The following is a 23553-nucleotide window of genomic DNA, read 5'->3' as shown; positions in this document are numbered from 1 at the left end:
CGGTGCGCACAGCTCATCATGACCTAATGGCGAACCTGCGTTGCCCCGTGGGCTCCCTGACCAAACACGCAGGAATCCCTGCCAGCGCGTCGCCGCTCAACTTGAATGCACGTAGGTGCCCGGCGCGGCCTCCATGGGTGGATGGTCCTGATTGCCCAGGGCCTTCAAGGTCTTGCGTTGCTCACCGGAGCGCGCCTGAATCCAGTCCAGCCACGTCGGCCACCAGCTTCCGATCTGCTGCTGCGCGTCGAAATACCAGGCGCGCGGGTCGGACGACAGTTTGCTGTTCTCCAGGTAGTTGGCCTTGGGGTTGCCAGGCGGGTTGAGGATGCTCTGGATATGTCCGCTGTTGGACAACAGGAAGCGTCGCTTGCCACCGAGCAGCAGGGTCGAGCGGTAGACCGTGTCCCAGGGGGTGATGTGGTCGTTGGTGCCGGCGACGCTGAAGCTGTCCACCGTGACCTTGCGCAAGTCGATCGGTGTGCCGCAGATCTCCAGGCCGCCGCTGCGGATCAGCGGGTTGTGCTTGAAGAGGTCGAGAAAGTCGCCGTGAAGTGCTGCCGGCAAACGGGTGTTGTCACTGTTCCAGTAGAGGATATCGAAGGCCGGTGGCTGCCTGCCGAGCAGGTAGTTGTTGACCCAGTAGGTCCAGACCAGGTCGTTGGCGCGCATCCAGGCGAACACCTTGGCCAGGTCGCGGCCGTCCAGCACGCCATTGCGATAGGAGCGGAGTTTGGCTGCCTCCAGGGTCTCCTCGGTGACGAACAGGGCTGCCGGGCTCTCCACCCGGCTGTCCAGCAGGCTTACCAGATAGCTGGCGCTGGCCACCTTGTGCAGCTGCCGCTTGGCCTGCAGATGGCCCTGCAGGGCGGCGATGGTCAGGCCACCGGCACAGGCGCCTGCCAGGTTGACCGCCTTGCTGCCGGTGATGGCGCGGCAGGCATCGAGTGCTTCTTTCACCGCCTCCACATAGTTCGACAAACCGCACTCGCGATGGCGTATGTCCGGGTTGCGCCAGCTGACCATGAACACCTGCAGACCGTTCTTCAGCGCGTACTGCACGAAGCTCTTTTCCGGGCTGAGGTCGAAGATGTAGTACTTGTTTATCTGCGGCGGGACGATCAATAGAGGCTGCAGGTACTGCTTCTCGCTCATGGGCTTGTACTGGATCAACTCCAGCAGCTCGTTGCGGAATACCACGGCTCCGGGCGTGGTGGCGATGTTCCGGCCCACTTCGAAGGCCGCCTTGCTGACCTGGCTGGGCATGCCGCCGTTGTGCAGCAGGTCGCCCGTCAGGTGACGCAGGCCGTGGATCAAACTGAGCCCGCCGGTGTTGAACATTTCCTTGAGCGCCAGCGGATTGAGCAGCCCGTTGGTGGGGGAAAGTGCATCACCGAGCAGTGTCACGATGAAACGAGCCCGGGCCTTGTCGTCGGCCTCCAGGTCGCTCTCCTTGATCCAGGCGTCCAGGTGCTTCTGCCAGGTCAGATAGCTCTGCAAGCCACGGCGGTAGAGGGGATTGAACCGCCACGTCGGGTCCTGGAAGCGCGCATCCTGGGTAGAGTGCTGGTGCGGCGTATCGCCAAGCAGCACGCGACCCAGTTGGCCGCCGAGGGCCAGGGCATGTCGGGTACTGTGCACCGGTTGCTTGAGGCCCAGCAGCGCCAGGTTACGCAGGGTGGAGAGAACATCTCGGCCGCGCAGGTCGGGGGTGGCGCTTTCTTCTGTTGTCACTATGGTCGCGGGTTCAGGCACGATGCCCGCCGCTGGTTTATCTCGCATGGACCACACTCCGTCATACTCCCATCGGGCGAGCCGAACAGAAAAGGGGTTGAACCAAGGCGCCGCGCAGGTGCATCAATCTGCCGGGGAAGCCATCGCCCTGGCGGCAAACCTCCGCCAATGGATCAGGGGGCAGCGCGCCGCACGGTGAGTACGTGGTTGCTGTTGGCATAGCGGTATAGCCCGTTCAGGGGCCGCACACTGGCCGGCTTGATCAAGCCGGAATCGGGCTGCAGAAAGCCGAGCGAGGCCTGCCGGGTGGCTTGCAAGGCCTCCTTGTGCTCCATATCGAGGAAGTGCCCGGTGTTGCGGATGGTGCGGAACTGGCACTGAGGGGAATGGCGGGCGAACAAACGGGCGTCCCCCGCCGAGGTGTACTCGTCCCATTCGCCATTGATGAACAGCAGCGGAATATCGATAGCGGCGGCACAGGCGAGATAGCGCTCGGAGCTTTGCTTGAGCACCGCATTGAAATGAGCGTGCATCTGCCGGTATTCGTGCTCGGCCAGGCTGCTGATGTGGCGGAAATTGAAGCGCTTGAACAGGGGCGGCAGGTGCTTGCCGATGGTGCTGTTGATCAGGCGGCCGACCTTGATGCGGTCGCAGGTCTGCAGCATGCTCAGGCCGCATTCCAGGTAGTCGCGCATGGGCTGATTGAGCCGTGCGGCGAATGAACCGAGCACCGCCTTCTCGATCCTGCGCGGCCGTTGTGCCAGCGCCAGCAGGGTAGCCGCGCCACCCCAGGAGAAGGACAGCACATGGTCGGCGGCGACCCTTTCGATCAGCTCCAGCAGAATGTCGGCCTCCTCTTCCTCGCTGATCAGCCGACCTGGGTAGTTGTGCGGTTTCGACTGGCCGGAGTAGGGCTGGTCGTAAAGCACCACGTTGAACTGCGGCTGCAGGTAACGCACCGTCTGGGCGAACGATGCCGTGGTTGAGAACGCGCCGTTGACCAGAATGATGGTCTTCCTGGCGGCAGGGTTGCAGTAATGCTCCGTATAAACCTTGTACTTCCTGTGAATGTCGACGATGGCGGTTTCCGGCTTCATGGTCTTTCTCTCGCACGGATTGGGCTAAGCGGACAGTCGGAGCAGCTGTTCGCAGGGCTATTCCACAGACAGCAGGGCGCCTCGGCCTGACGAAGGAATGCCAAGCGAATGAGTGACGACCTGATTACTTTCGATGAGCCGAGAAAGTCGTTTGGCATGGGGATTTGCTGGGCAATGGGGCGGTGAAACGCCTGTGTGTCCGGCACGTACGGTTCGACTTTCTCTGGCCCCACAAGGGACGAAAGCTGTGGGGGAGTTCAACTATGCGGGGTCGATCGAAACGTCACCATCGTCGTTTCCCGGAGAAGGGTGTGGCTATTTCAGTCGAGCTCCTGTCGTGGATCGGCGACAAGCCGTCGTGCCGACCACCCCGAGGATGGCCGCTGACATGGGCGCGCAAGCTGATCCCGTAGGGTGGGCTTCAGCCCACCATCGCAGGTCAGCGTGGGCTAAAGCCCACCCTACAAGGCTGCTTGGCGAATGAATTCGCCCCTACAGGATTAGCTACGTAGCCGGCTCCCCTCACGAGCATGGCGTTCAACTTTACGCATTCTTGATGCCCCTCGGCCCTCCCGAGTCTCGTCCCTTTACGCCCCTCGTTCCGACAATGGCTCCACGGCGGCACAGACCGCATCTAGGAGCACAAGCAATGAGCATTCTCGACGGGGTGTCCCTGGTCCTGGCCATGGGGCTTTTCATCTATCTGCTGGTCGCGCTGCTGCGCGCCGAGCGCGGCTAGGAGGCCACATGCAACTTCAGGACATCGGCCTCATCCTGGCCTTCTTCGTGCTGGTGCTGACGCCGGCACCCTTCCTCGGGCGTTTCTATTACCGGGTGATGGAGGGGCAACGCACCTTCCTGACCCCGGTCCTAGCGCCCGTGGAGCGTTTCTGCTACCGCCTCTCCGGCGTCGACGCCGAGCGTGAACAGGACTGGAAGGGCTACTGCGCAGCCTTGCTGGCCTTCAACGTGGCGGGCTTCGTGCTGTTGTTCGCCATCCTCATGCTGCAGGGTGCGCTGCCACTGAATCCGCAGAAGCTGCCGGGCCTGGAATGGAGCCTGGCGTTCAACACGGCGGTGAGCTTCGTCACCAACACCAACTGGCAGGCCTACAGCGGCGAAGCGGCGTTGAGTTACTTCAGCCAGATGGTCGGCCTTGGCGTGCAGAATTTCGTCAGCGCCGCCGTCGGCCTCTGCGTACTGGTGGTGTTCGCCCGTGGCATCAGCCGCCGCAGCACCGACCGCCTGGGCAACTTCTGGGTCGACCTGACTCGCGGCACCCTCTACGGGCTGCTTCCGCTGTGCGTGGTGCTGGCGCTGTTCCTGGTCTGGCAGGGCGTTCCGCAGACCTTCCTCGACTACGCCCACGCCGTGACCCTGCAGGGCGCGGACCAAAGCATCCCGCTCGGCCCGGCCGCCAGCCAGATCGCCATCAAGCAGCTCGGCACCAACGGCGGCGGCTTCTTCGGCGTCAACTCCGCGCACCCGTTCGAAAACCCCACCGCCTGGAGCAACTTGCTGGAAGTGGCCTCCATCATCCTGATCCCGGCGGCCCTGGTGTTCACCTTCGGCCACTACGTCAAGGACCTGCGCCAGAGCCGCGCACTGCTGGCCTGCATGCTGGTGCTGTTCGTCATTGGTCTGGGCGTGACCCTCTACAGCGAGTACCAGCCGAACCCTGCCCTGGCCGCGCTGCCCATCGAGCAGGCCGGCTCCCTGGAAGGCAAGGAAAGTCGCTTCGGCATCACCGCCTCGGCGCTCTGGGCGGTGACCACCACGGCCGCGTCCAACGGCTCGGTGAACGCCATGCACGACAGCTTCAGCGCAATGGGCGGGATGGTCCCGATGTTCAACATGATGCTCGGCGAGATCATCTTCGGCGGTGTCGGTGCCGGCCTCTACGGCATGCTGCTGTTCGTGCTGATCGCCGTGTTCCTCGCTGGCCTGATGATCGGCCGCACCCCGGAATACCTCGGCAAGAAACTGGAAGCCCGCGAAGTGCGCCTGCTGGTCGCCACACTGCTGGTGATGCCGGTGGGCGTGCTGGTGTTCTGCGGCCTGGCCATCAGCCTCGACGGCCCGGCGGCGTCCATCACCAACCCCGGTGCCCACGGCTTCAGCCAGGCCCTCTACGCCTACACCTCGGGTACCGCCAACAACGGCTCGGCCTTCGCCGGTTTCGGTGCCAACACCCCGTTCCACAACGTGCTGATCGGGCTGGCGATGCTCCTTGGCCGCTTCGGCTACATCCTCCCGGTACTGGCCATCGCCGGCAGCCTGGCGATGAAGAAACGCGCGCCGCTCGGCGCCAACAGCTTCCCCACCCATGGTCCGCTGTTTGTCACCCTGCTGACCCTGACCATCCTGCTGGTGGGCGGCCTGACCTTCCTTCCGGCGCTGGCCCTCGGGCCGATTGCCGAACATATCGCGTTGATTCAGGGCCTCTAAGGGAGATTGATGATGAATGCCCCCATGCAGGCGCTCAAAAGCGGCGCCAAGCAGCAACCCAAGACCTCCTTCGCCGCGCTGTGGAAACCGGCGCTGCGCCAGGTCTTCGTCAAGCTCGATCCGCGCCAGCTGATGCGTTCGCCGGTGATACTGGTGGTCGAGCTGACCGCCGTGTTGACCACCGTCCTCTGCTTCATCCCCAACCCGGCGGTGAGTACCGGTTTGGCCGTGCAGATCGCCCTCTGGCTGTGGTTCACCGTGCTCTTCGCCAACTTCGCCGAAGCCCTGGCCGAAGGCCGTGGCAAGGCCCGTGCCGATAGCCTGCGCGCCGGCAGCCAGGGCCTGACCTCCCGCCGTCGCAAGAGCAATGGCCAGTTCGAGACCGTGCCTGCGGCGAGCCTGCGTCGCGGTGACGTGGTGCGGGTGGAGGCCGGGGAGCTGATCCCTGGCGATGGCGAGGTGATCGAGGGGATCGCTGCCGTCAACGAAGCAGCCATTACGGGTGAATCGGCGCCGGTGATCCGCGAGTCCGGCGGCGACCGTTCCGCCGTCACCGGCAACACCCGCATCGTGTCCGACTGGCTGCTGGTGAAGGTCACCGCCAACCCGGGCGAATCCACCCTGGACCGGATGATCGCCCTGGTGGAAGGCGCCAAGCGCCAGAAGACCCCCAACGAAGTCGCGCTGGACATCCTGCTGATCGGCCTGACCCTGATCTTCCTGCTGGTGGTGGCCACCCTGCAGCCCTTCGCCCGTTTCGCCGGCGGCGACCTGCCGCTGGTGTACCTGGTGGCGTTGCTGGTGACGCTGATCCCCACCACCATCGGCGGCCTGCTGTCGGCCATCGGCATCGCCGGCATGGACCGCCTGGTGCGCCTGAACGTGATCGCCAAGTCCGGCCGCGCGGTGGAAGCCGCAGGCGACGTGCATGTGCTGCTGCTGGACAAGACCGGCACCATCACCTTCGGCAACCGCCGCTGCAGCGCGATGATCAAGGCGCCCAGCGTGGCCGGCAAGGAACTCTCCGACGCCGCGCTGCTGGCTTCCCTGGCCGATGAAACGCCGGAAGGCAAGTCCATCGTCGAATACCTGCGTGCGCTGCATTCGATGCAGGAGCCCGCCCGCGAGGAGATCACTGCGATTCCCTTCACCGCCGAGACCCGTCTTTCCGGCGCCGACCGGGCAGGGCGCAGCTACCGTAAGGGCGCGGTGGACGCGGTGCTCGATTGGGTTGGCATCACGCGTCAGGACGTACCGGCACCGCTGGCCCGCGAGATCGAGAAGATCGCCCAGAGCGGCGGCACCCCGCTGCTGGTGGCGGCCGATGGCAAGTTGCTGGGCGCCATCCACCTGAAGGACGTGGTCAAGCCCGGCATCCGCGATCGCTTCGCCGAGCTGCGGCAGATGGGCATCCGCACTGTGATGGTGACCGGCGACAACCCGCTGACCGCTGCTGCGATCGCCGCCGAGGCCGGGGTGGATGACGTGATCGCCGAAGCCACGCCGGAGAAGAAGCTGGCGCGCATTCGCCAGGAGCAGGGCGAGGGCAAGATGGTCGCCATGTGCGGCGACGGTGCCAACGATGCCCCGGCGCTGGCCCAGGCCGACGTCGGCCTGGCCATGAACGACGGCACCCAGGCCGCCCGCGAGGCCGCCAACCTGGTGGACCTGGATTCCGACCCGACCAAGCTGCTGGACGTGGTGCAGGTGGGCAAGGAACTGCTGGTCACCCGTGGCGCCCTGACCACCTTCTCGGTGGCCAACGACGTGGCCAAGTACTTCGCCATCCTCCCTGCGCTGTTCGCCGGCATCTACCCGCAGCTCGGCGTGCTCAACGTGATGCAGCTGGCCAGTCCGCAGAGCGCGATCCTCTCGGCCATCGTGTTCAACGCGCTGATCATCATCGCGCTGATCCCGCTGGCCCTGCGCGGAGTCCGGGTGCAGGCCAGCGATGCCGCCAGCCTGCTGCGCCGCAACCTGTTGATCTACGGCCTGGGCGGCATCGTCGCCCCCTTCATCGGCATCAAGGTTATCGACGTCCTGCTGAACGCCGTCGGCCTGGTCTGAAACTCACCCCTTTCCCTCCGGGGAGAGGGGTTTGGGGGAGGGGGCAGATACCTCTTCCCAACTTAGATTTCCCGCGAGGAACTGAATATGCTTAGCCAACTCCGCCCAGCCATTAGCCTCCTGGCCCTGATGACCCTGATTACTGGCGTCGCCTATCCGCTCACCGTCACCGGCATCGCCCAACTGGCCTTCCCCGAGCAGGCCAATGGCAGCCTGGTGCGGGATGCCAAGGGCGAGGTGCGCGGCAGCTCCCTGCTGGCGCAGAATTTCGAAGGCCCCGAGTGGTTCCAGCCGCGCCCCTCGGCAGCGAGTTTCGCCACCGTGGCCAGCGGCGCCAGCAACCTGGCGCCGAGCAACCCGGCCCTGGCCGAACGTATCAACAAGGATGCACATCGCCTGGCCACCGAAGGTCACGGCAAAGTGCCCATGGCCCTGGTCACCACCTCTGGCAGTGGCCTCGACCCGCACCTGCCGCCGGCCGCCGCGCACTTCCAGATTCCGCGCATCGCCGCCGAACGCGGTCTGCCGGCCGATTCCCTGGAGCGCCTGGTGGAACAGAACACCGAACGGCCGCTGGTGGGGCCGGCGGTGGTCAATGTGCTGGCCCTTAACACTGCGTTGAACGAGATGACTCGATGAGTGATGCCCTGCGCGCCGATGCGCTGCTGGCCGACATGCCCCAGGGCGGGCGTGGCCGCCTGAAAGTATTCCTCGGCGCGGCACCTGGCGTGGGCAAGACCTACGCCATGCTCCAGGCCGCCCAGGCGCAATTGCGCCAGGGCGTCGACCTGCGTGCTGGGGTGGTGGAAACCCACGGGCGCGCGGAAACCGAAGCCATGCTCGCGGGGTTGCCGCAGCAACCGCTGCGGCGCTTCGAGTATCGCGGCATGCCGCTCACCGAAATGGACCTGGACGGCATCCTCGACCATCCGCCGCGACTGGTGCTGGTGGACGAGCTGGCCCACACCAACGCACCCGGCAGCCGCCATTCCAAGCGCTGGCAGGACGTGGAGGAGCTGCTCGACGCGGGAATCGACGTCTACACCACGGTCAACGTCCAGCACCTCGAAGCGCTGAACGACCAGGTCCGCGACATCACGGGTGTGCAGGTGCGCGAGACCCTGCCGGACTGGGTCCTCCAGGAAGCCGACGAGATCCTGCTGATCGACCTGCCGCCCCGCGAGCTGCTGGAGCGCCTGCGCGAAGGCAAGGTCTACGTGCCCGAGCAGGCCCGCGCCGCCATCGATGCCTTCTTCTCCCAGACCAACCTCACCGCCTTGCGCGAGCTGGCCATGCAGACCGCCGCCGCGCGGGTGGATGCCGACCTCAACCGCCGCTATCGCCAGCGTGGCCTGGAAGCACCCGCCGTGCGTGGACGACTGTTGGTGGGGATCGACGGCGACCACCAGGCCGAGCGTCTGGTGCGCCACGCCAGCCGGGTGGCCGAGCGGCGCCACCTGCCCTGGTCGGTGGTGTACGTGGATACCGGCCGCGCCCGTTCCGAGGAGGTGCGAGCGCGCCTGCAGGGTGCCCAGCAACTGGCCGAGCGCCTGGGTGGGGAAGTGGTGACCCTGCGTGCGGAGTCCGTGGCAAAGGCGCTGGTGGAACACGCCGACGAGCGCCGCGCCAGCCTGCTGCTGGTGGGTCGCAGCCGCCAACGCCTGCGCCGCCGGTTGCTCGGTCGTGGCCTGGCGGAGCGCCTGTTGTACCTGGCCGAAGGGCTGGAAGTCAGCGTGCTCGACACCGAGGCGGACCGTCGCCCGGCCAGTCCGCGCGCCAGCCATCCGACCCGCCTGGTGGACTATGGCCTGGCGGTGCTCGCGGCCATCGCCGCCAGCGCGCTGGCCTGGGCGGTATCCCATACCCTGGAGCTGCCCAACATATCCCTGGTGTTCCTCGCCGCTGTGCTTTTGGTGGCGGTGCGTAGCAGCCTGGGGCCGGCGCTGCTGTGCGCCGGGTTGTCGTTCCTCGCCTATGACTTCCTGTTCATCCCGCCGACTTTCTCCCTGACCATCGCCCGCCAGGAAGACGTGCTGACCCTGCTGTTCTTCCTGCTGATGGCCGGGCTCACCGGCAACCTGGCTTCACGCCAGCGCCGCCAACTGAATGCGCTGCGCGACACCCAGTCGGAAACCACCGCGCTGCTCGACCTCTCGCGCAAGCTCACCGCTGCCACCGACCGACAGGCCGTGCTCAACGTCGCCGTGCAGCAGTTCGGCGCCTGGTCGGACGTGGAGGTCTGCCTGCTGTCCCGTGGTCGTGACGGCGTGTGGAAGGTGGAAGCCGGCGCCCAGCGCCTGCTGGTCGACCAGGAGCGCGCGGCGGCGGAGTGGTCCTGGCAGCATGACCAGCCTGCGGGCCTGGGCACCGACACCTTGCCCGGTGGCCGTTGGTGGTGGTTGCCGTTGTCGGGAGAAGAAGGGCCGCTGGTGCTGCTGGGCGTCAGCCCCCGTGACGAGGCGCCATTGCCTGCCGAGCGCCGGCGCCTGCTCGCGGCCCTCGGCCAGCCCCTGGCGCAGGCCATGGCTCGTGCGCAGCTGGCCGAAGAGCTGGAAGCGGCGCGCCTGCACGGCGAAACCGAGCAACTGCGCAGTGCGTTGCTGGCGTCGGTGTCCCACGACCTGCGCACGCCGCTCACCGCCATGCGCGGTTCCATCGACAGCTTGCTGGCCCTTGGCGAGGCCATCCCCATTGCCGATCGCCGTGAACTGCTGGAAGGCACCCGTGACGAGGCCGAGCGCCTCGATCGCTACATCCAGAACCTGTTGGACATGACCCGCCTCGGCCACGGTGGCCTCAAGCTGGAGCGCGATTGGGTGGCGCCGGTGGACATCGTCGCCAGCGCCCTGCAGCGCCTGCGTCCGGTGCTGGCGCCATTGCAGCTGGAAACCCAGGTGCCGGAGCAACTGCCGCTGCTTTACGTGCACGCGGCATTGATCGAGCAGGCGCTGGTCAATGTGCTGGAGAACGCCGCGCGCTTCTCGCCCACCCAGGGGCGACTGCGGGTTGCCGTGGACGCGGACGAAGCTGAATTGCGTTTCTCCGTCAGCGACCAGGGGCCGGGCATTCCCCAGGATGAGCGCGACAGGATCTTCGATATGTTCTATACCGCCGCCCGAGGTGACCGGGGCGGGCAGGGCACGGGCCTGGGCCTGGCCATCTGCCAGGGCATGGTCGGTGCCCATGGCGGCCGCGTGACCGTGGGCGATGGCCTGGACGGCCGCGGCGCCACCCTGACCCTGCACCTGCCGCTGCATCCGCAGCCGCAGTTGGAAGAAGAATGAGAGTGACGTAGCAGGCGCGTTATCTTGTGGGGGCGAATTCATTCGCTAAGGGCAACGCAGTTGCCCCCAATGGCTTCCGGGGCCGAACCTTCGGTCCGGATAGCGAATGAATTCGCCCCCACGGAAAAGCGTCCGCATTTGCAATGGATTCGACGAAGCAAGCATGACAACCAACCAACCGACCATCCTGGTCATCGATGACGAAGCGCAGATCCGCAAGTTCCTGCGCATCAGCCTGGCCGCCCAGGGCTATCGGGTGCTGGAGGGCGCCAATGGCCGCGAAGGGCTGGAACAGGCTGCGCTGGCCCGACCTGACATGGTCGTGCTCGACCTTGGCCTGCCGGACATGGACGGCCAGGACGTGCTGCGCGAATTGCGCGAATGGTCCCAGGTGCCGGTGCTGGTGCTCTCGGTGCGCGCCAGTGAAGGCGAGAAGGTGCTGGCCCTGGACGGCGGCGCCAACGATTACGTGACCAAGCCTTTCGGCATCCAGGAATTCCTCGCTCGCGTGCGCGTGGCGCTGCGCCAGGGCGGCCCTGGCGAACAGCAGCAGGCGAGCATCGCCAGCGGCCCGCTGGTGCTGGACTTCGCCTATCGCCGGGTCACCCTCGACGGCGAGGAGGTGGCGCTGACCCGCAAGGAGTACGCGGTGCTCGCGCATTTGGCCCGTCACCTCGGCCGCGTGGTCACCCAGCAGCAGCTACTCAAGGACATCTGGGGCCCGACCCATGTCGAGGACACCCACTACCTGCGAGTGGTGGTGGGGCACCTGCGGCAGAAGCTCGGCGATGATCCGGCCAACCCGCGTTTCATCATCACCGAGGCGGGCATCGGCTATCGGCTGAAGGAAGCCTGAACGGCGCATTTACCCTGTGCCGTCGGACACTTGGCGCGCGTCCAGTGCTGCATGGGCGCGCAGGCGCTCCCCCCATCGGAAGGACCGGCATGCAGCAGTTGTTGAACGAAATCCTCGACGAAGTCCGCCCCCTGATCGGCCAGGGCAAGGTCGCCAGTTACATCCCCGCGCTTTCCTGTGTCAGTGCGGACCAGTTCGGTATTGCCGTCTACAGCAATGACGGCGAGATGTACTACGCCGGCGACGGCCTGACGCCGTTCTCCATCCAGAGTATTTCCAAGGTCTTCAGCCTGGTGCAGGCCATCCAGCATTCGGGGGAGGACATCTGGCAGCGCCTGGGACACGAGCCTTCGGGCCAGCCGTTCAACTCGCTGGTGCAGCTGGAATTCGAGCGCGGCGTACCGCGCAACCCCTTCATCAACGCCGGCGCCCTGGTGATCTGCGATATCAACCAGTCGCGCTTCGCCGCACCGTCGTTGTCCATGCGTGATTTCGTCCGGCGGCTGTCCGGCAACACCCATGTGGTTTCGGATGAAGTGGTGGCGCGTTCGGAATACCAGCACCGCGCACGCAATGCCGCCATGGCTTACCTCATGCAGTCCTTCGGCAACTTCCACAACGACGTGGAGGCGGTGCTGCATAGCTACTTCCACCACTGCGCCATCCGCATGAGCTGCGCCGACCTGGCCCTGGCGTTCAGCTTCCTCGCCAACAACGGCGTCAGCCCCCACAGCGGCGAGCTGGTCCTCACGCCGCGTCAGGCCAAGCAGGTGAACGCCATCATGGCCACCAGCGGCCTCTACGACGAAGCCGGCAACTTCGCCTACCGCGTCGGTCTGCCGGGCAAGAGCGGGGTAGGGGGCGGCATCGTCGCGGTGGTGCCGGGGCGCTTCACCGTCTGTGTCTGGTCGCCGGAGCTCAACGAAGCCGGCAACTCCCTGGCCGGCATGGCGGCGCTGGAGAAGCTGTCGCAGCGGATTGGCTGGTCGATTTTCTGAGCCGCAGCCTGTAGGGGCGAATTCATTCGCCAAGGGCAGCGAAGCGGCCCTCATCGGAGCATCAGGGCAGACCTGCAGTCTGCTTGGCGAATGAATTCGCCCCTACAACAGCCCTTCACCCCTGGCCAAAAGGCCCTTAATTCCCCTGCTCGTACCGCTCCAATGTCTCGCGGGCGATCTGCCGCCCTAGCTGGATCAGCTCCGGCGCCTTGTAGAACTCGAAGAAGCGGCACACGCGCTTGGGCACGTTGATCAGGATGTCCGGCGGGTAGCCGGCGATCTTGTACTGGGCGAGCGACGTCTGCATTACCTCGAAACTCTGGTTCACCAGGTCCAGCAGGGACGCGGGGCCGATGTTGGCCACGACATGCGAGCCACTGGCGGACCTGGGCGCGCCGTCGGTTTCCGGGGCGGCGGCTGGCTGCTGCATCTGCGGCGCCACGTCCTCCAGCCAGGGGTTGCCGCCGGGCAGGCTCTCCGGGTCGAGGATGTCGTGGGCCTCCGGGCCGCGCTTGAGGAAGGGCAGGCGTGAGCCGAGGGAGGCCATCAGTGCGTCAATGCGGCCCTTGATCGCCGGGGGCCGCTCGATCACCGGAAGCTGGTACTCGCGCTGGGTGGTGGCGTTGAGGTTGACGGCGATGATCAGGTCACAGTGGCTGGAGACCACCGGAACGATCGGCAGCGGGTTGAGCAGGCCGCCATCGACCAGCATGCGGCTGCCCTGGACCACTGGGGTGAACAGGCTGGGAATGGCAGCGGATGCCCGCATGGCCTGATGCAGGCAGCCCTCCTGGAACCAGATTTCCTGTTGGTTGGTAAGGTCGGTGGCCACCGCCGTATAGGGGATGGAGAGGTCTTCGATATTGATCTCGCCGACGATCTCGCGAATGCGTCCGAACACCTTCTCGCCGCGAAGGGCGCCCAGGCGGAAGCTCACATCGAGCAGGCGCAATACGTCGAGGTAGTCGAGGCTTTCGGTCCAGTCGCGATAGGTGTGCAGCTTGCCGGCGGCGTAGATGCCGCCCACCACGGCCCCCATGGAGCAGCCGGCGATGCAGGCGATTTCATAGCCGCGCGCCTCGATTTCCTCGATGACGCCGATGTGCGCGTAGCCCCGCGCGCCCCCCGATCCCAACACCAGTGCCACGCGTTTTCTCATGCGCTAATCCCCCGTCAGTGAAGTTGACGATACGCCCGCGTCAGTGCCGCCGCCAAGGTGCACCGTACCCCGGCGAGGGCCGGTGGTCGGTGCGTGTCGACCAGTAGACGGAGTTGAATCTTCCCGGTACCGAACCGTCTGCCGAGGAACTAGACTCTGTCGATCTTCAACAAAGGAGTTATATCGATGAAAGCCTGGATCAGCCTGCCTCTGATCGCCCTTGTGTTAGCGGGTTGCGCCGGCAAGACGGCCTATCGCGACAGTTGCGCGGACCAACTCGACGCCGCCTGGAAGGAACTGGATCTGGCCAAGGCCGAAGGCTTCTCCGGAACCGTGAGCTACTCCAAGGCGCTGAGCCTGCTGACCGCAGCCAAGACCCAGCAGCAGTTCGAGGCCTTCGAGGGCTGCTCCAACAAGGCCGAGAAGGCGCGTTTCTACATCCGCGAATCGCGCGCCGGCCGCTGACCGCTCTCGCCCGCGGAGATTCAGGCTCCGCGAGTGGACGCCCTGTACTGACGGGGCGTAATCCCTTTCCAGCGCTTGAAGGCATGGATGAAGTTCGACACTTCGCCATAGCCCAGGCGCTCGGCGATTTCTTCCAGACGCAGCGCCGTGGAGCTCAGCAGTTCTTCGGCCAGCGCGCCCAGCACTTCCTCCTGCAATTGCCGGAAGCTGGTCCCTTCCGCTGCCAGCTTGCGCCGCAAGGTGCGTGAAGTCATGTGCAGCGTCTGCGCCAGGCGCTCCATATCCGGCAGTTGCCCCGGCCGGGCCAGCAGCAGGTCGCGGACACGTCCGGCGAGGCCCGCGCGCTCCCGGCGGCGGGCCAGGATGATCCTGCACTGTTCCTCGCAATGCCCGGCCACCTGCGGATTGGCACCGGGCAGGGGAAGGTCGAGCAGTGAACGGGAGAACACGATGCAGTTGTCGTCCGCGCCGAAGAGGGGCGTCACCCCCAACAGTTCGCGCCAGGGAGCGATGTCGTCGGGCGAAGGAATGCGGAAACGGGCGCGGAGTACGGGCATCTCGGTATTGACCAGGTCGCGGTGCACGCTGAGAGCTCCGGAAACATCGCGTTCCAGCAGGAAGCTGCGCAGGTCCTCGGGCGGCGACTGCTCTTCAAGGGTCAGCCATGCCTCATCGCCCCGTTCCTCCAGATGCATGCTGTGGAAGGCGTAGGTCAGGTCCAGGTAGCGCAGGCCCAGTTGCGCTGCACTGCGGTAGGTGGCGCTGCTCAGCAGGGCAAAGCCCCAGATGCCGTAGGTGTTGAGGCGATAGCGCCGTCCGGCCTCAAGGCCCATTCCGGGGCGCTGGCCGAGGAGGCGGGCCAGATTGCGCAACAGTTCCAGTTCCTGGCTGGCCTCCACCTCGGCGCCGGGGTCGCCCAGCAGGCGCCAGTCCAGCCCGGTGCCGGCCAGGCACTGTTCCAGGGTGAGGCCCTGGTCGAGGCCGAACTGGGTCATCAATTGCACGCTGATGGCGCTGCGCCGGGGCGATCGGGGGAGGGGCATCGGTGGTCTCTGCGGGGTTGTCCGAAACTCACAATTTGCTGTCCGACTATGCCATAACGCGTGGCCATTGGCCGAACTAGGATTCTCCCCACTGCGCAGGCCGTCGTGCCCGCGCGGGACCATCCATGGGAGATAACAATGACCAACAGTTCCCAGCCTGGCGCGTCCGTGCACGTGCTGATCATCGGCGCTGGTTTCGGCGGCCTGGGCCTGGCCATCCAACTGCAGAAGGCCGGCATCCACGACTTCCTCATCCTGGAGAAGGGCAGCGATGTCGGTGGCACCTGGCGCGACAACAGTTACCCCGGCGCTGCCTGCGACGTGCCCTCGCACCTCTATTCCTTTTCCTTCGAGCCCAAGGCCGACTGGTCGCGCAAGTTCGCCCCGCAGGCGGAGATCTTTGCCTACCAGCGCCACTGCGCCGACAAGTACGGCCTGCGCCGGCACATCCGTTTTGGTTGCGAGGTGGAAGGCGCCGAGTTCGATGAGCCCAGCGGCACCTGGCAGGTTCTGACCCGAAGCGGCGAGCATTTTCGTGCCAGGGCGCTGGTCAGCGCCTGCGGGCAATTGAATCGCCCGGTCTGGCCGCGTATCCCGGGGCTAGATGGCTTCAAGGGCGCGTTGTTCCATTCGGCAGGCTGGAACCATGACTACCCGCTGGACGGGAAGCGGGTGGCGGTGATCGGCACCGGGGCCAGCGCCATCCAGTTCGTCCCGCAGATCGCCCCGAAGGTCGCCAAGCTGAGCCTGTTCCAGCGCTCGGCGGCCTATGTGATTCCCAAGCCGGACCGCGCCTACCGCTCCTGGGAGCGCGCGGTGATGCGGCGCCTGCCCTGGCTGCAGAAGGTGGATCGGGTGCTCAAGTACATCCAGCACGAGTCGCGGGTGCTGGCGTTCACGGTGATCCCGCCGCTGATGAAGCTGATGCAGTTCCGCTTCCGCCAGCACCTGGCACGGGGCATCGCCGATCCGGCGCTGCGCCAGCGCCTGGTGCCGGACTACCCGCTGGGCTGCAAGCGCATCCTGATCTCCAACGACTTCTACCCGGCGCTGGCGCGACCCAATGTGGAGGTGGTCGATGACGGCATAGGCGAAGTCACCGAAAACGCCGTGGTGACCCGCGACGGGCAGCGCCACGAGGTGGACGCCATCATCCTCGGCACCGGCTTCGCCGCCACGGATTTCCTGGCCCCCATGAGCATTCGCGGGCGGGGCGGGCGCGACCTGAACCAGGCCTGGCAAGCGGGCGCCGAGGCCTATCTCGGGGTCAGCGTCAGCGGCTTCCCGAACCTGTTCATCCTCTACGGCCCCAATACCAACCTCGGGCACAACTCGATCATCTACATGCTGGAAAGCCAGTTCCGCTACGTACTCGACGGTATCCGTGCGCTGCAGGGTCTACGCTACCTCGACCTCAAGCCCGAGGTGCAGCAGCGCTTCAACCAGCGGCTTCAACAGGATGTGCGCCACACCGTCTGGGAGCAGGGCTGCAACAGTTGGTACAAGACCGCTGACGGCCGCAACACCAACAACTGGCCGGGATTCACCTTCAGCTACCGTCAACAGACCCGTCGCCTGGAGCTGGACCTCTATGAATGCACCCGTTGAATTCACCGCCCCCGAGCCCGGCCAGCCGCTGTTGCGCGCGACCTTGCGCGGAGCCCTGCGCCTGCTGTTTCGTGGCCTGATGCGGCCGCCGTTGCCTGTGTCGTTGCAACGGCTGGTATTGCGCCTGCTCACCGCGAGCACCCTGGCGCCCCGGGACGTGATGCGGGAAGCAGGCCAACTGGGCGGTCGCCCCTGTGAATGGCATCGGCCCCGGGGTGGCAGCCATGTGGTGCTGCTCTACCTCCACGGTGGCGCCTTCATCACCGGCTCGCCGGCCACCCACCGCGCCATCACGGCCAGCCTGGCCAGGCGCGCGGGAGTCGCCGTGTGTGCGCTGGACTATCGCCTGGCACCGGAACATCGCTTTCCCGCTGCCCGCGAGGACGCCGTGGCCGCCTACCGCGAGCTGTTGGAGGCCGGTTATCCAGCGTCGCGCATTGTCATCGGCGGCGATTCGGCCGGCGGCAACCTGACCCTGCTCTCCGCGCTGGAGATCCGCCACCAGGGCCTGCCGCAACCGGCCGGGCTGGTCTGCTTCTCGCCGGTGACCGACCTCAGCGGCACCGCGCAGCACAACCCCCCGGCAGGCGATCCGCTGATCCATCCGGCCTGGGTGGAGCAGGCCATGGACCTCTATTGCCCGCCGGAATTGGATCGACGTGATCCGGCGCTGTCGCCGCTGTTCGCCGATCTGTCCGGACTCTCGCCCATGCTGGTGCAAGTGGCCGAGGACGAAGTCCTCCGCGACGACAGCCTGCGCCTAGCCGAGCGGGTGAGGGCGGTTGGTGGTTGGGTGCGACTGGAGCGCTATCCGGGGCTCTGGCACGTGTTCCAGGCGCATACCGGCGTGCTGCGCCGGGCCGACGAGGCATTGGCCAGCGCTGCGGATTTCATCTGCCGGCACGTGGAAACGGAGGCGTGACATGCACAACATCCTGATCACTGGCGCCGCCTCCGGTATCGGCGCCGCGACGGCTCGCCTGTTCCATGACCGCGGCTGGCTGGTGGGGCTGGTGGACCGGGACGCCGAGGCCCTGGCCACCCAGGCTGCCGCGCTGGGGGGCGTTTGGCACCAGGCGCTGGATGTGACTGACCTCGCCGCCGTCGAAGCCGCCCTGGCGGACTTCTGCGGTCGTCACGACGGTCAATTGCGCCTGTTGTTCAACTGCGCGGGCGTGTTGCGCTTCGGCCAGTTCGAAGAGATCGACATGGCCGAGCACGCGCGCATCCTCACCATCAACGTATTGGGGCTGGTGCAGGTGACCCATGCGGCCTTCCCCTACCTCAAGGCCACCCGTGGCGCCCAGGTGATCAACATGGGCTCCGCGTCGGGCGTCTACGGCACGCCGCACATGGCCAGCTACTCGGCCTCGAAGTTCGCGGTGCGTGGCTTCACCGAAGCGCTGGAACTGGAATGGCGCCGCCATGGCATCCGCGTTGGCGACCTGATGCCACCCTTCGTGCGCACGCCCATGGTCAGCAGCCAGCACTTCGAACCGCCCGTGCTCCGTCGACTGGGGGTGAAGCTCAACGCCGAGGACATCGCCGAAGCCGCCTGGCAACAGGCCCACGGCGCCGCGGTGCACCGGCCGGTGAGCTGGCTGTTCCGGCTGATGTATGGCGCGGGACAGGTTTCGCCGGCCTGGGTGAACCGGGGGATCATGAAACTCCTGAGCGGTGCATGAGCCTGTAGGAGCGAGCTTGCTCGCGAAGTGCCCCAGCGCCACATTTCGCGAGCAGAGCTCGCTCCTACAACCGTCACTCCTGGGGCGCTTGGCTGAGAGAAAGGTCAATTTAATGACGCAAGATGCGTGAGCGCCGCCTGTCGCCACTTTTGTGACAATTTGTCCAGCTTTCCGGCAGACCGGGCGTGGTGGCGCTACCCTGCAAAATGAAAGCTGAAAGATCACTCGACGAGTGAATCAGTGACCGGGTCCGCGCGGGACCCGGTCAAAGCCTGACGCTGTGTCTGCAGCGTCGGCCGGGGGCGGCACCGCGAGGTGTCGCGAAGCCGAGTTCACCGGCTTCTCGGAAACAGCGGAAAAGCGGAACTCTCATCCATCGCTAAGAGGAGGTCGTTTCATGAGCACAGCCTTCCACGATGATGTCAGCAGCAATCTGTTGCGCCGCATGAAAGAGGGCGGTTTCGATTTTGCCCGAGTTCATCCGATCGAGTTTTACGCCATCTTCCCCGACGAGGACCGGGCACGGCTGGCGGCGAAGAATTTTCGTGGTGAGTCCTTGAATGCCCAGGTGTCGGTTCGCGCCGATGGGGCCTGGCATCTTCAGGTGAGCAAGGTGATGTACGCCACCCACGCGGGAATTGGTGATTTCGAGCACGACCTGGAGGCCCTGGTGGTCCCGCTTGGTGGTGTGCTCGATGGCTGGGGCGTGACCCAGGAAGTCGGCGTCAAGCAACCCTGAGACCATCCCGGTTCGCGGCGGCCAGCCTGCTGCGAACCGGGCATTCCGGACAATGATCCGGCTGGTTTTCCTTCCTCCCTCTGCCTCGCGTATTCCCAGCAAAAACATACACTTCCCTTACTCGACCTCGGCATGGCCTTTGCCTCAGACTCCGATCACGGAGGGGACCCCATGACCGACATCCTTATTCTTACCCACGCGGATTTCTGCCCACCCGGCCACCTGGCCGACGTCCTGGATCGTGAGCAGCGCGACTTCACCGTATTGCGCACGGACCTGGGCGAACTGGATGGCTACGACCTCGATCGGCCGAAGGCCGTGGCCATCATGGGCGGGCCCATGAGCGTCAATGACCCGCTGCCCTGGATCAGGGCCGAAATCGACGCCTTGCGTCACTTCATCGCGCGTGACGTACCCATGATCGGACACTGCCTGGGCGGCCAGTTGCTGGCCCGCGCCCTGGACGCGTCGGTGCATCGCATGCCCTACACCGAGATCGGCTGGCAGCCGCTGGAAAAGCGTGCCCTGGCCACCGAAAACCCCTGGATGGCGCACCTGCCGCGTGAGTTTTCGATCTACCAGTGGCACAGCGATACCTTCGACCTGCCCGAAGGCGCCCAGTGGCTGATGGACAGCCCCTGGTGCCCCAACCAGGGCTTCTCCTGGGGTGACAAGGTCCTGGCCCTGCAGGGCCATCCAGAGATGACCGAGGGCCTGGTGCAAGGCTGGCTGACCGATTGGGCGCACCTGCTGGACGAGACCCAGCCCAGCCAGCAGGCCAGGGCGCGCATGCTCGAAGACCTGCCGGTGAAGGTGAAGGCGCTGAATCAGGTGGCGGAAGGGTTCTATCGGCGTTGGTTGAATCTGGCGTTTGGCTAGAGCAGGTGATTCTTCAGGGCGACAATTACTTGTAGGGGCGAATTCATTCGCCAAGGGCAGCGCAGCTGCCCCATGGGACTCCCAAGGGCAGACCTGCGGCCTGCTTGGCGAATGAATTCGCCCCTACAGATTTCGGCGTTTCATTCGCGGCTCAGTGCCGAATCATCACATGCCGCACCACGGTGTAATCCTCCAGCCCGTACATGGACAGGTCCTTGCCGTAGCCGGACTGCTTGAAGCCGCCGTGAGGCATTTCGTTGGTGAGCATGAAGTGGGTGTTGATCCAGGTGCAGCCGTACTGCAGGCGCGAGGCCACGGCGGCGGCGCGGCCCACATCGCGGGTCCAGATCGATGACGCCAAGCCGTAATCGGAATCGTTGGCCCAGCGCACTGCCTCGTCCACGTCGCTGAAGGGCGTGACCGTCACTACCGGTCCGAACACTTCCCTGCGCACGATCTCGTCGTCCTGCTTCGCATGGGCCACCACCGTAGGCTCGTAGAAGAAGCCGCTGCCGGCCACCGGCTTGCCGCCCGTGGCGATCTGGATGTGGGGCAGGGCGCTGGCGCGTTCGACGAAGCCCGCTACGCGTTCGCGCTGGCTCAGGGTGATCAGCGGGCCGAGTTCGGTGGCCGGGTCGTTCTGCAGGCCGGTCTTGAGGCTGGAGACCGCGCTGGCGAGGTCAGCCACGAAGTTGTCGTAGATCTTCCGGCCGGCGTAGATGCGGCAGGCCGCAGTGCAGTCCTGGCCTGCGTTGTAGAATCCGAAGGTGCGGATGCCCTCGACCACATCGGCCAGGTCGGCGTCATCGAAGATGATCACCGGCGCCTTGCCGCCCAGTTCCATGTGGGTGCGTTTCACGCTTTCTGCGGCGCTCTTGATGATGGCCTTGCCAGTGCCCACCGAACCGGTCAGCGACACCATGCGCACCAGCGGGTGCGACACCAGCGGGCTGCCCACACTGGGGCCACGGCCGAGGACGATGTTCACCACGCCCGGTGGCAGGAGTTCGGCGATGAACTCCGATAGGCGCAGTGCGGTCAGCGGCGTCTGCTCCGAGGGCTTGAGTACCACGGTGTTGCCGGCTGCCAGTGCGGGGCCCAGCTTCCAGGCGGCCATCATCAGCGGGTAGTTCCAGGGCGCGATGGAGGCGATCACCCCTATCGGGTCGCGGCGGATCATCGAGGTGAAGCCCGGCAGGTATTCGCCCGCCGCCGAGCCTGTCAGGCAGCGGCTGGCACCCGCGAAGAAGCGGAACACGTCGGCCACGGCTGGAATCTCGTCGTTCAGTGCGGCGGCATAGGGTTTGCCGCAGTTGTCGGATTCCAGCTTCGCCAGCTCTTCGGCGTGGCCTTCGATCTTGTCCGCCAGTTTCAGCAGCAGGGTGGCACGATCGCGCGGCGAGGTTCGCGCCCAGCCCTCGAAGGCCGCGTCGGCTGCTCGGACGGCGGCGTCGACCTGAGCTTCGCTGGCTTCGGGAATCTTCACCAGCACGGCGCCAGTGGCGGGGTTGAGGACGTCCAGAGCCTCGCCTTCGCCGGCGGAGAACTGGCCGTTGATCAGGAGTTTGGTTTGCATGGTGGAGTCCTCGTAGTCGTCCCCTCTCCCTTAGGGGAGAGGGCTAGGGAGAGGGTTGCGGAGTCGCCTGCAGCCGCATGGTCTGGATCAGCCTCGTCACCCTCACCCTCACCCCCGGCCCCTCTCCCGCAGGCGGGAGAGGGGAGCAAAGCGAGGGAGAAGGTGCAGGCCTGGAACTCTCACTTCCCGCCCCCAGCCACCGTCTCGGTCCCACGCGTCAGGTAGTAGGCGCCGAGAATGGGCAGCATGGTGGCGAGCATCACCAGCAGCGCCACCACGTTGGTCACCGGAACATCGCGGGGACGGCTGAGCTGGCTGAGCAGCCAGAGGGGCAGGGTTTGTTCGTGGCCGGCGGTGAAGGTGGTGACGATGATCTCGTCGAAGGACAGCGCGAAGGCCAGCATGCCGCCGGCCAGCAGCGCGGTGGCGATGTTCGGCAGGATGATGTAGCGGAAGGTCTGCCAGCCGTCGGCACCCAGGTCCATCGACGCCTCGATCAGGCTGTGGGAGGTCCGGCGGAAGCGTGCGATCACGTTGTTGTAGACGATCACCACGCAGAACGTGGCGTGTCCGACGACGATGGTGAAGATGCCCGGTTCGATGCCAAGGGTCTTGAACGCCGAGAGCAGGGCGATGCCAGTGATGATGCCGGGCAGGGCGATGGGCAGGATCAGCATCAGGGTGATGCTCTCCTTGCCGAAGAAGTCGCGGCGGTACAGCGCGGCGGCGGCCAGGGTGCCGAGCACCATGGCCAGGGCGGTGGCCAGGCAGGCGACCTTCAGGGACAGGACGATGGCCTGCAGCACATCCTCGCGGCCGCCCACGACGGAAAACCATTCCAAGGTGAAGCCCTGCAGCGGGAAGCTGTAGGACGACTCCTCGGTGTTGAAGGCGTAGAGCAGGATCACCAGGATCGGGAAGTGCAGGAACACCAGTCCGCCCCAGGCTGCCAGGCGCAGGCCCCAGGATGCTTTCTCAGAGTGCATCGAAGGCCCCCAGCCGCTTGGCGATGGACAGGTAGAGGGCGATCAGCACGATGGGCACCAGGGTGAAGGCCGCCGCCAGCGGGATGTTGCCCACCGAGCCCTGCTGCACATAGACCATGGTGCCGATGAACAGGCCGCTGGGGCCCACCAGCTGCGGGATGATGAAGTCGCCCAGGGTCAGGCTGAAGGTGAAGATCGATCCGGCCACGACACCGGGGAAGGCCAACGGCAGGATCACTTGGACGAAGGTCTGCCGGGGCCTGGCGCCGAGGTCCGCCGAGGCTTGAAGCAGCGACGGCGGCAGGCGTTCCAGGGAGGCCTGGATCGGCAGGATCATGAACGGCAGCCAGATGTAGGTGAACACCAGGAAGCGCCCCAGGTGCGAGGTGGAGAGAGTATTGCCGCCCAGGCCCGGCACGGTAAGCAGGCTGCCCAGCAGGCCCTCCAGGTGCAGCTGCTGGATCAGCCAGTAGAAGATGCCACCCTTGGCCAGGATCACCGTCCAGGCGTAGGCCTTGACGATGTAGCTGGCCCACATCGGCAGCATCACGGCGATATAGAAGAAGGCTTTCTCTTTCGGCGAGGCGAAGCGTGCCATGTAGTAGGCGATGGGGAAGGCCAGGACTGCGCTGGCCAGACTCACGGCGATGGCCATGGTCAGGGTGCGCAGGATGATGTCGTAGTTGGCCGGGTTGAACAGGGCGCCGTAGTTGGCCAGGGTCAGGTCCGGCGTCACCGCCATGGTGAAGTCGTCGAAGGTGTAGAAGCTCTGCCAGAGCAGGGCGAACAGCGAGCCGATGTAGATCACCCCGAACCAGAGCAGGGGCGGGGTCAGGAGCAGCAGGAGGTAGAGCGTCGAGCGGCGGTAGAGCAGGTTGGAGAGCCCCCGCAGCGGACCGCTCTGATGGCTGGCGATGACGGCGCTCATG

Annotated in this window: 20 protein-coding genes; 13 read left to right on the top strand and 7 right to left on the bottom strand. The window is 65.7% G+C overall.

The features are described from left to right. Nucleotides 1-96: 96 nt before the first annotated feature. Nucleotides 97-1782 carry a class II poly(R)-hydroxyalkanoic acid synthase gene (phaC, locus tag E8F06_RS08265; RefSeq protein WP_280366021.1) on the bottom strand — a complete coding sequence of 562 codons (1686 nt, stop codon included), beginning with the start codon at nt 1780-1782 and terminating at the stop codon, nt 97-99. A 125-nt stretch (nt 1783-1907) separates the two neighbouring features. Next, complete coding sequence (locus E8F06_RS08260; protein ID WP_280366019.1) at nt 1908-2831, bottom strand: alpha/beta hydrolase; 924 nt, start codon at nt 2829-2831, stop codon at nt 1908-1910. Between the two features lie 649 nt (nt 2832-3480). On the opposite strand from E8F06_RS08260, the gene kdpF reads away from it, so the two are divergent. From kdpF to glsB, 7 genes are all read left to right on the top strand, one after another. Next, entirely contained in the window at nt 3481-3570 is a 90-nt protein-coding gene (gene kdpF / locus E8F06_RS08255) for a K(+)-transporting ATPase subunit F (protein ID WP_036996920.1), read from the top strand. 8 nt (nt 3571-3578) lie between these two features. After that, complete coding sequence (gene kdpA, locus E8F06_RS08250; protein ID WP_280366016.1) at nt 3579-5279, top strand: potassium-transporting ATPase subunit KdpA; 1701 nt, start codon at nt 3579-3581, stop codon at nt 5277-5279. Nucleotides 5280-5291: 12 nt separating this feature from the next. Continuing rightward, entirely contained in the window at nt 5292-7346 is a 2055-nt protein-coding gene (kdpB, locus tag E8F06_RS08245) for a potassium-transporting ATPase subunit KdpB (protein ID WP_280366015.1), read from the top strand. A gap of 87 nt (nt 7347-7433) precedes the next feature. Further along, nucleotides 7434-7985: a potassium-transporting ATPase subunit KdpC gene (gene kdpC / locus E8F06_RS08240; protein ID WP_280366013.1), complete on the top strand. Its 552-nt coding sequence runs from the start codon at nt 7434-7436 to the stop codon at nt 7983-7985. Beyond that, nucleotides 7982-10630 carry a sensor histidine kinase KdpD gene (locus E8F06_RS08235; protein WP_280366010.1) on the top strand — a complete coding sequence of 883 codons (2649 nt, stop codon included), beginning with the start codon at nt 7982-7984 and terminating at the stop codon, nt 10628-10630. Before kdpC ends, E8F06_RS08235 begins: the two co-directional genes overlap by 4 nt. 163 nt (nt 10631-10793) lie before the next feature. Then, nucleotides 10794-11486, top strand: coding sequence for a response regulator (locus E8F06_RS08230; RefSeq protein WP_280366007.1), 693 nt, complete (start codon nt 10794-10796; stop codon nt 11484-11486). A gap of 89 nt (nt 11487-11575) precedes the next feature. Beyond that, nucleotides 11576-12484: a glutaminase B gene (gene glsB / locus E8F06_RS08225; protein ID WP_280366004.1), complete on the top strand. Its 909-nt coding sequence runs from the start codon at nt 11576-11578 to the stop codon at nt 12482-12484. 136 nt (nt 12485-12620) lie between these two features. On the opposite strand, the gene E8F06_RS08220 is transcribed toward glsB, so the two are convergent. Further along, nucleotides 12621-13643, bottom strand: coding sequence for a patatin-like phospholipase family protein (locus E8F06_RS08220; RefSeq protein ID WP_280366002.1), 1023 nt, complete (start codon nt 13641-13643; stop codon nt 12621-12623). Between the two features lie 186 nt (nt 13644-13829). Here E8F06_RS08220 and E8F06_RS08215 point away from each other — a divergent pair, with 186 nt between their 5' ends. Further along, entirely contained in the window at nt 13830-14108 is a 279-nt protein-coding gene (locus E8F06_RS08215; RefSeq protein ID WP_280366000.1) for a hypothetical protein, read from the top strand. A 20-nt stretch (nt 14109-14128) separates the two neighbouring features. Here the strand turns inward: E8F06_RS08215 and E8F06_RS08210 are convergent, their stop codons facing one another. Beyond that, nucleotides 14129-15151, bottom strand: coding sequence for an AraC family transcriptional regulator (locus E8F06_RS08210; RefSeq protein WP_280365998.1), 1023 nt, complete (start codon nt 15149-15151; stop codon nt 14129-14131). 138 nt (nt 15152-15289) lie between these two features. Between E8F06_RS08210 and E8F06_RS08205 the strand changes: the two genes are divergently transcribed. The 5 genes from E8F06_RS08205 to E8F06_RS08185 all read left to right on the top strand — a co-directional run bounded on the left by E8F06_RS08205 (nt 15290) and on the right by E8F06_RS08185 (nt 20062). Next, on the top strand, nt 15290-16759 hold the full coding sequence (locus tag E8F06_RS08205; protein WP_280365996.1) for an NAD(P)/FAD-dependent oxidoreductase: 1470 nt from the start codon (nt 15290-15292) through the stop codon (nt 16757-16759). Continuing rightward, nucleotides 16743-17681 (top strand): alpha/beta hydrolase, encoded by a 939-nt coding sequence (locus E8F06_RS08200; protein ID WP_280365994.1) that lies wholly within the window; start codon nt 16743-16745, stop codon nt 17679-17681. Before E8F06_RS08205 ends, E8F06_RS08200 begins: the two co-directional genes overlap by 17 nt. A gap of 1 nt (nt 17682) precedes the next feature. Then, entirely contained in the window at nt 17683-18444 is a 762-nt protein-coding gene (locus tag E8F06_RS08195; RefSeq protein WP_280365992.1) for an SDR family oxidoreductase, read from the top strand. Nucleotides 18445-18841: 397 nt separating this feature from the next. Further along, entirely contained in the window at nt 18842-19183 is a 342-nt protein-coding gene (locus E8F06_RS08190; RefSeq protein ID WP_151133107.1) for a ribonuclease E inhibitor RraB, read from the top strand. A gap of 171 nt (nt 19184-19354) precedes the next feature. Continuing rightward, on the top strand, nt 19355-20062 hold the full coding sequence (locus E8F06_RS08185) for a type 1 glutamine amidotransferase (RefSeq protein ID WP_280365989.1): 708 nt from the start codon (nt 19355-19357) through the stop codon (nt 20060-20062). Nucleotides 20063-20213: 151 nt separating this feature from the next. Here the strand turns inward: E8F06_RS08185 and E8F06_RS08180 are convergent, their stop codons facing one another. The 3 genes from E8F06_RS08180 to E8F06_RS08170 all read right to left on the bottom strand — a co-directional run bounded on the left by E8F06_RS08180 (nt 20214) and on the right by E8F06_RS08170 (nt 23552). Next, entirely contained in the window at nt 20214-21638 is a 1425-nt protein-coding gene (locus E8F06_RS08180; RefSeq protein ID WP_280365987.1) for a gamma-aminobutyraldehyde dehydrogenase, read from the bottom strand. A 179-nt stretch (nt 21639-21817) separates the two neighbouring features. Beyond that, entirely contained in the window at nt 21818-22624 is an 807-nt protein-coding gene (locus E8F06_RS08175) for an ABC transporter permease (protein WP_280365984.1), read from the bottom strand. Beyond that, on the bottom strand, nt 22614-23552 hold the full coding sequence (locus tag E8F06_RS08170; protein WP_280365982.1) for an ABC transporter permease: 939 nt from the start codon (nt 23550-23552) through the stop codon (nt 22614-22616). The genes E8F06_RS08175 and E8F06_RS08170 overlap by 11 nt, the downstream gene beginning before the upstream one ends. Nucleotide 23553 lies beyond the last annotated feature (1 nt).

Source organism: Pseudomonas sp. BN411 (assembly GCF_029871235.1).
Classification (GTDB): Bacteria; Pseudomonadota; Gammaproteobacteria; order Pseudomonadales; family Pseudomonadaceae; genus Metapseudomonas.
Note: the sequence above shows the minus strand (reverse complement) of the source record. Positions and strands in the feature narration are given on the sequence as shown.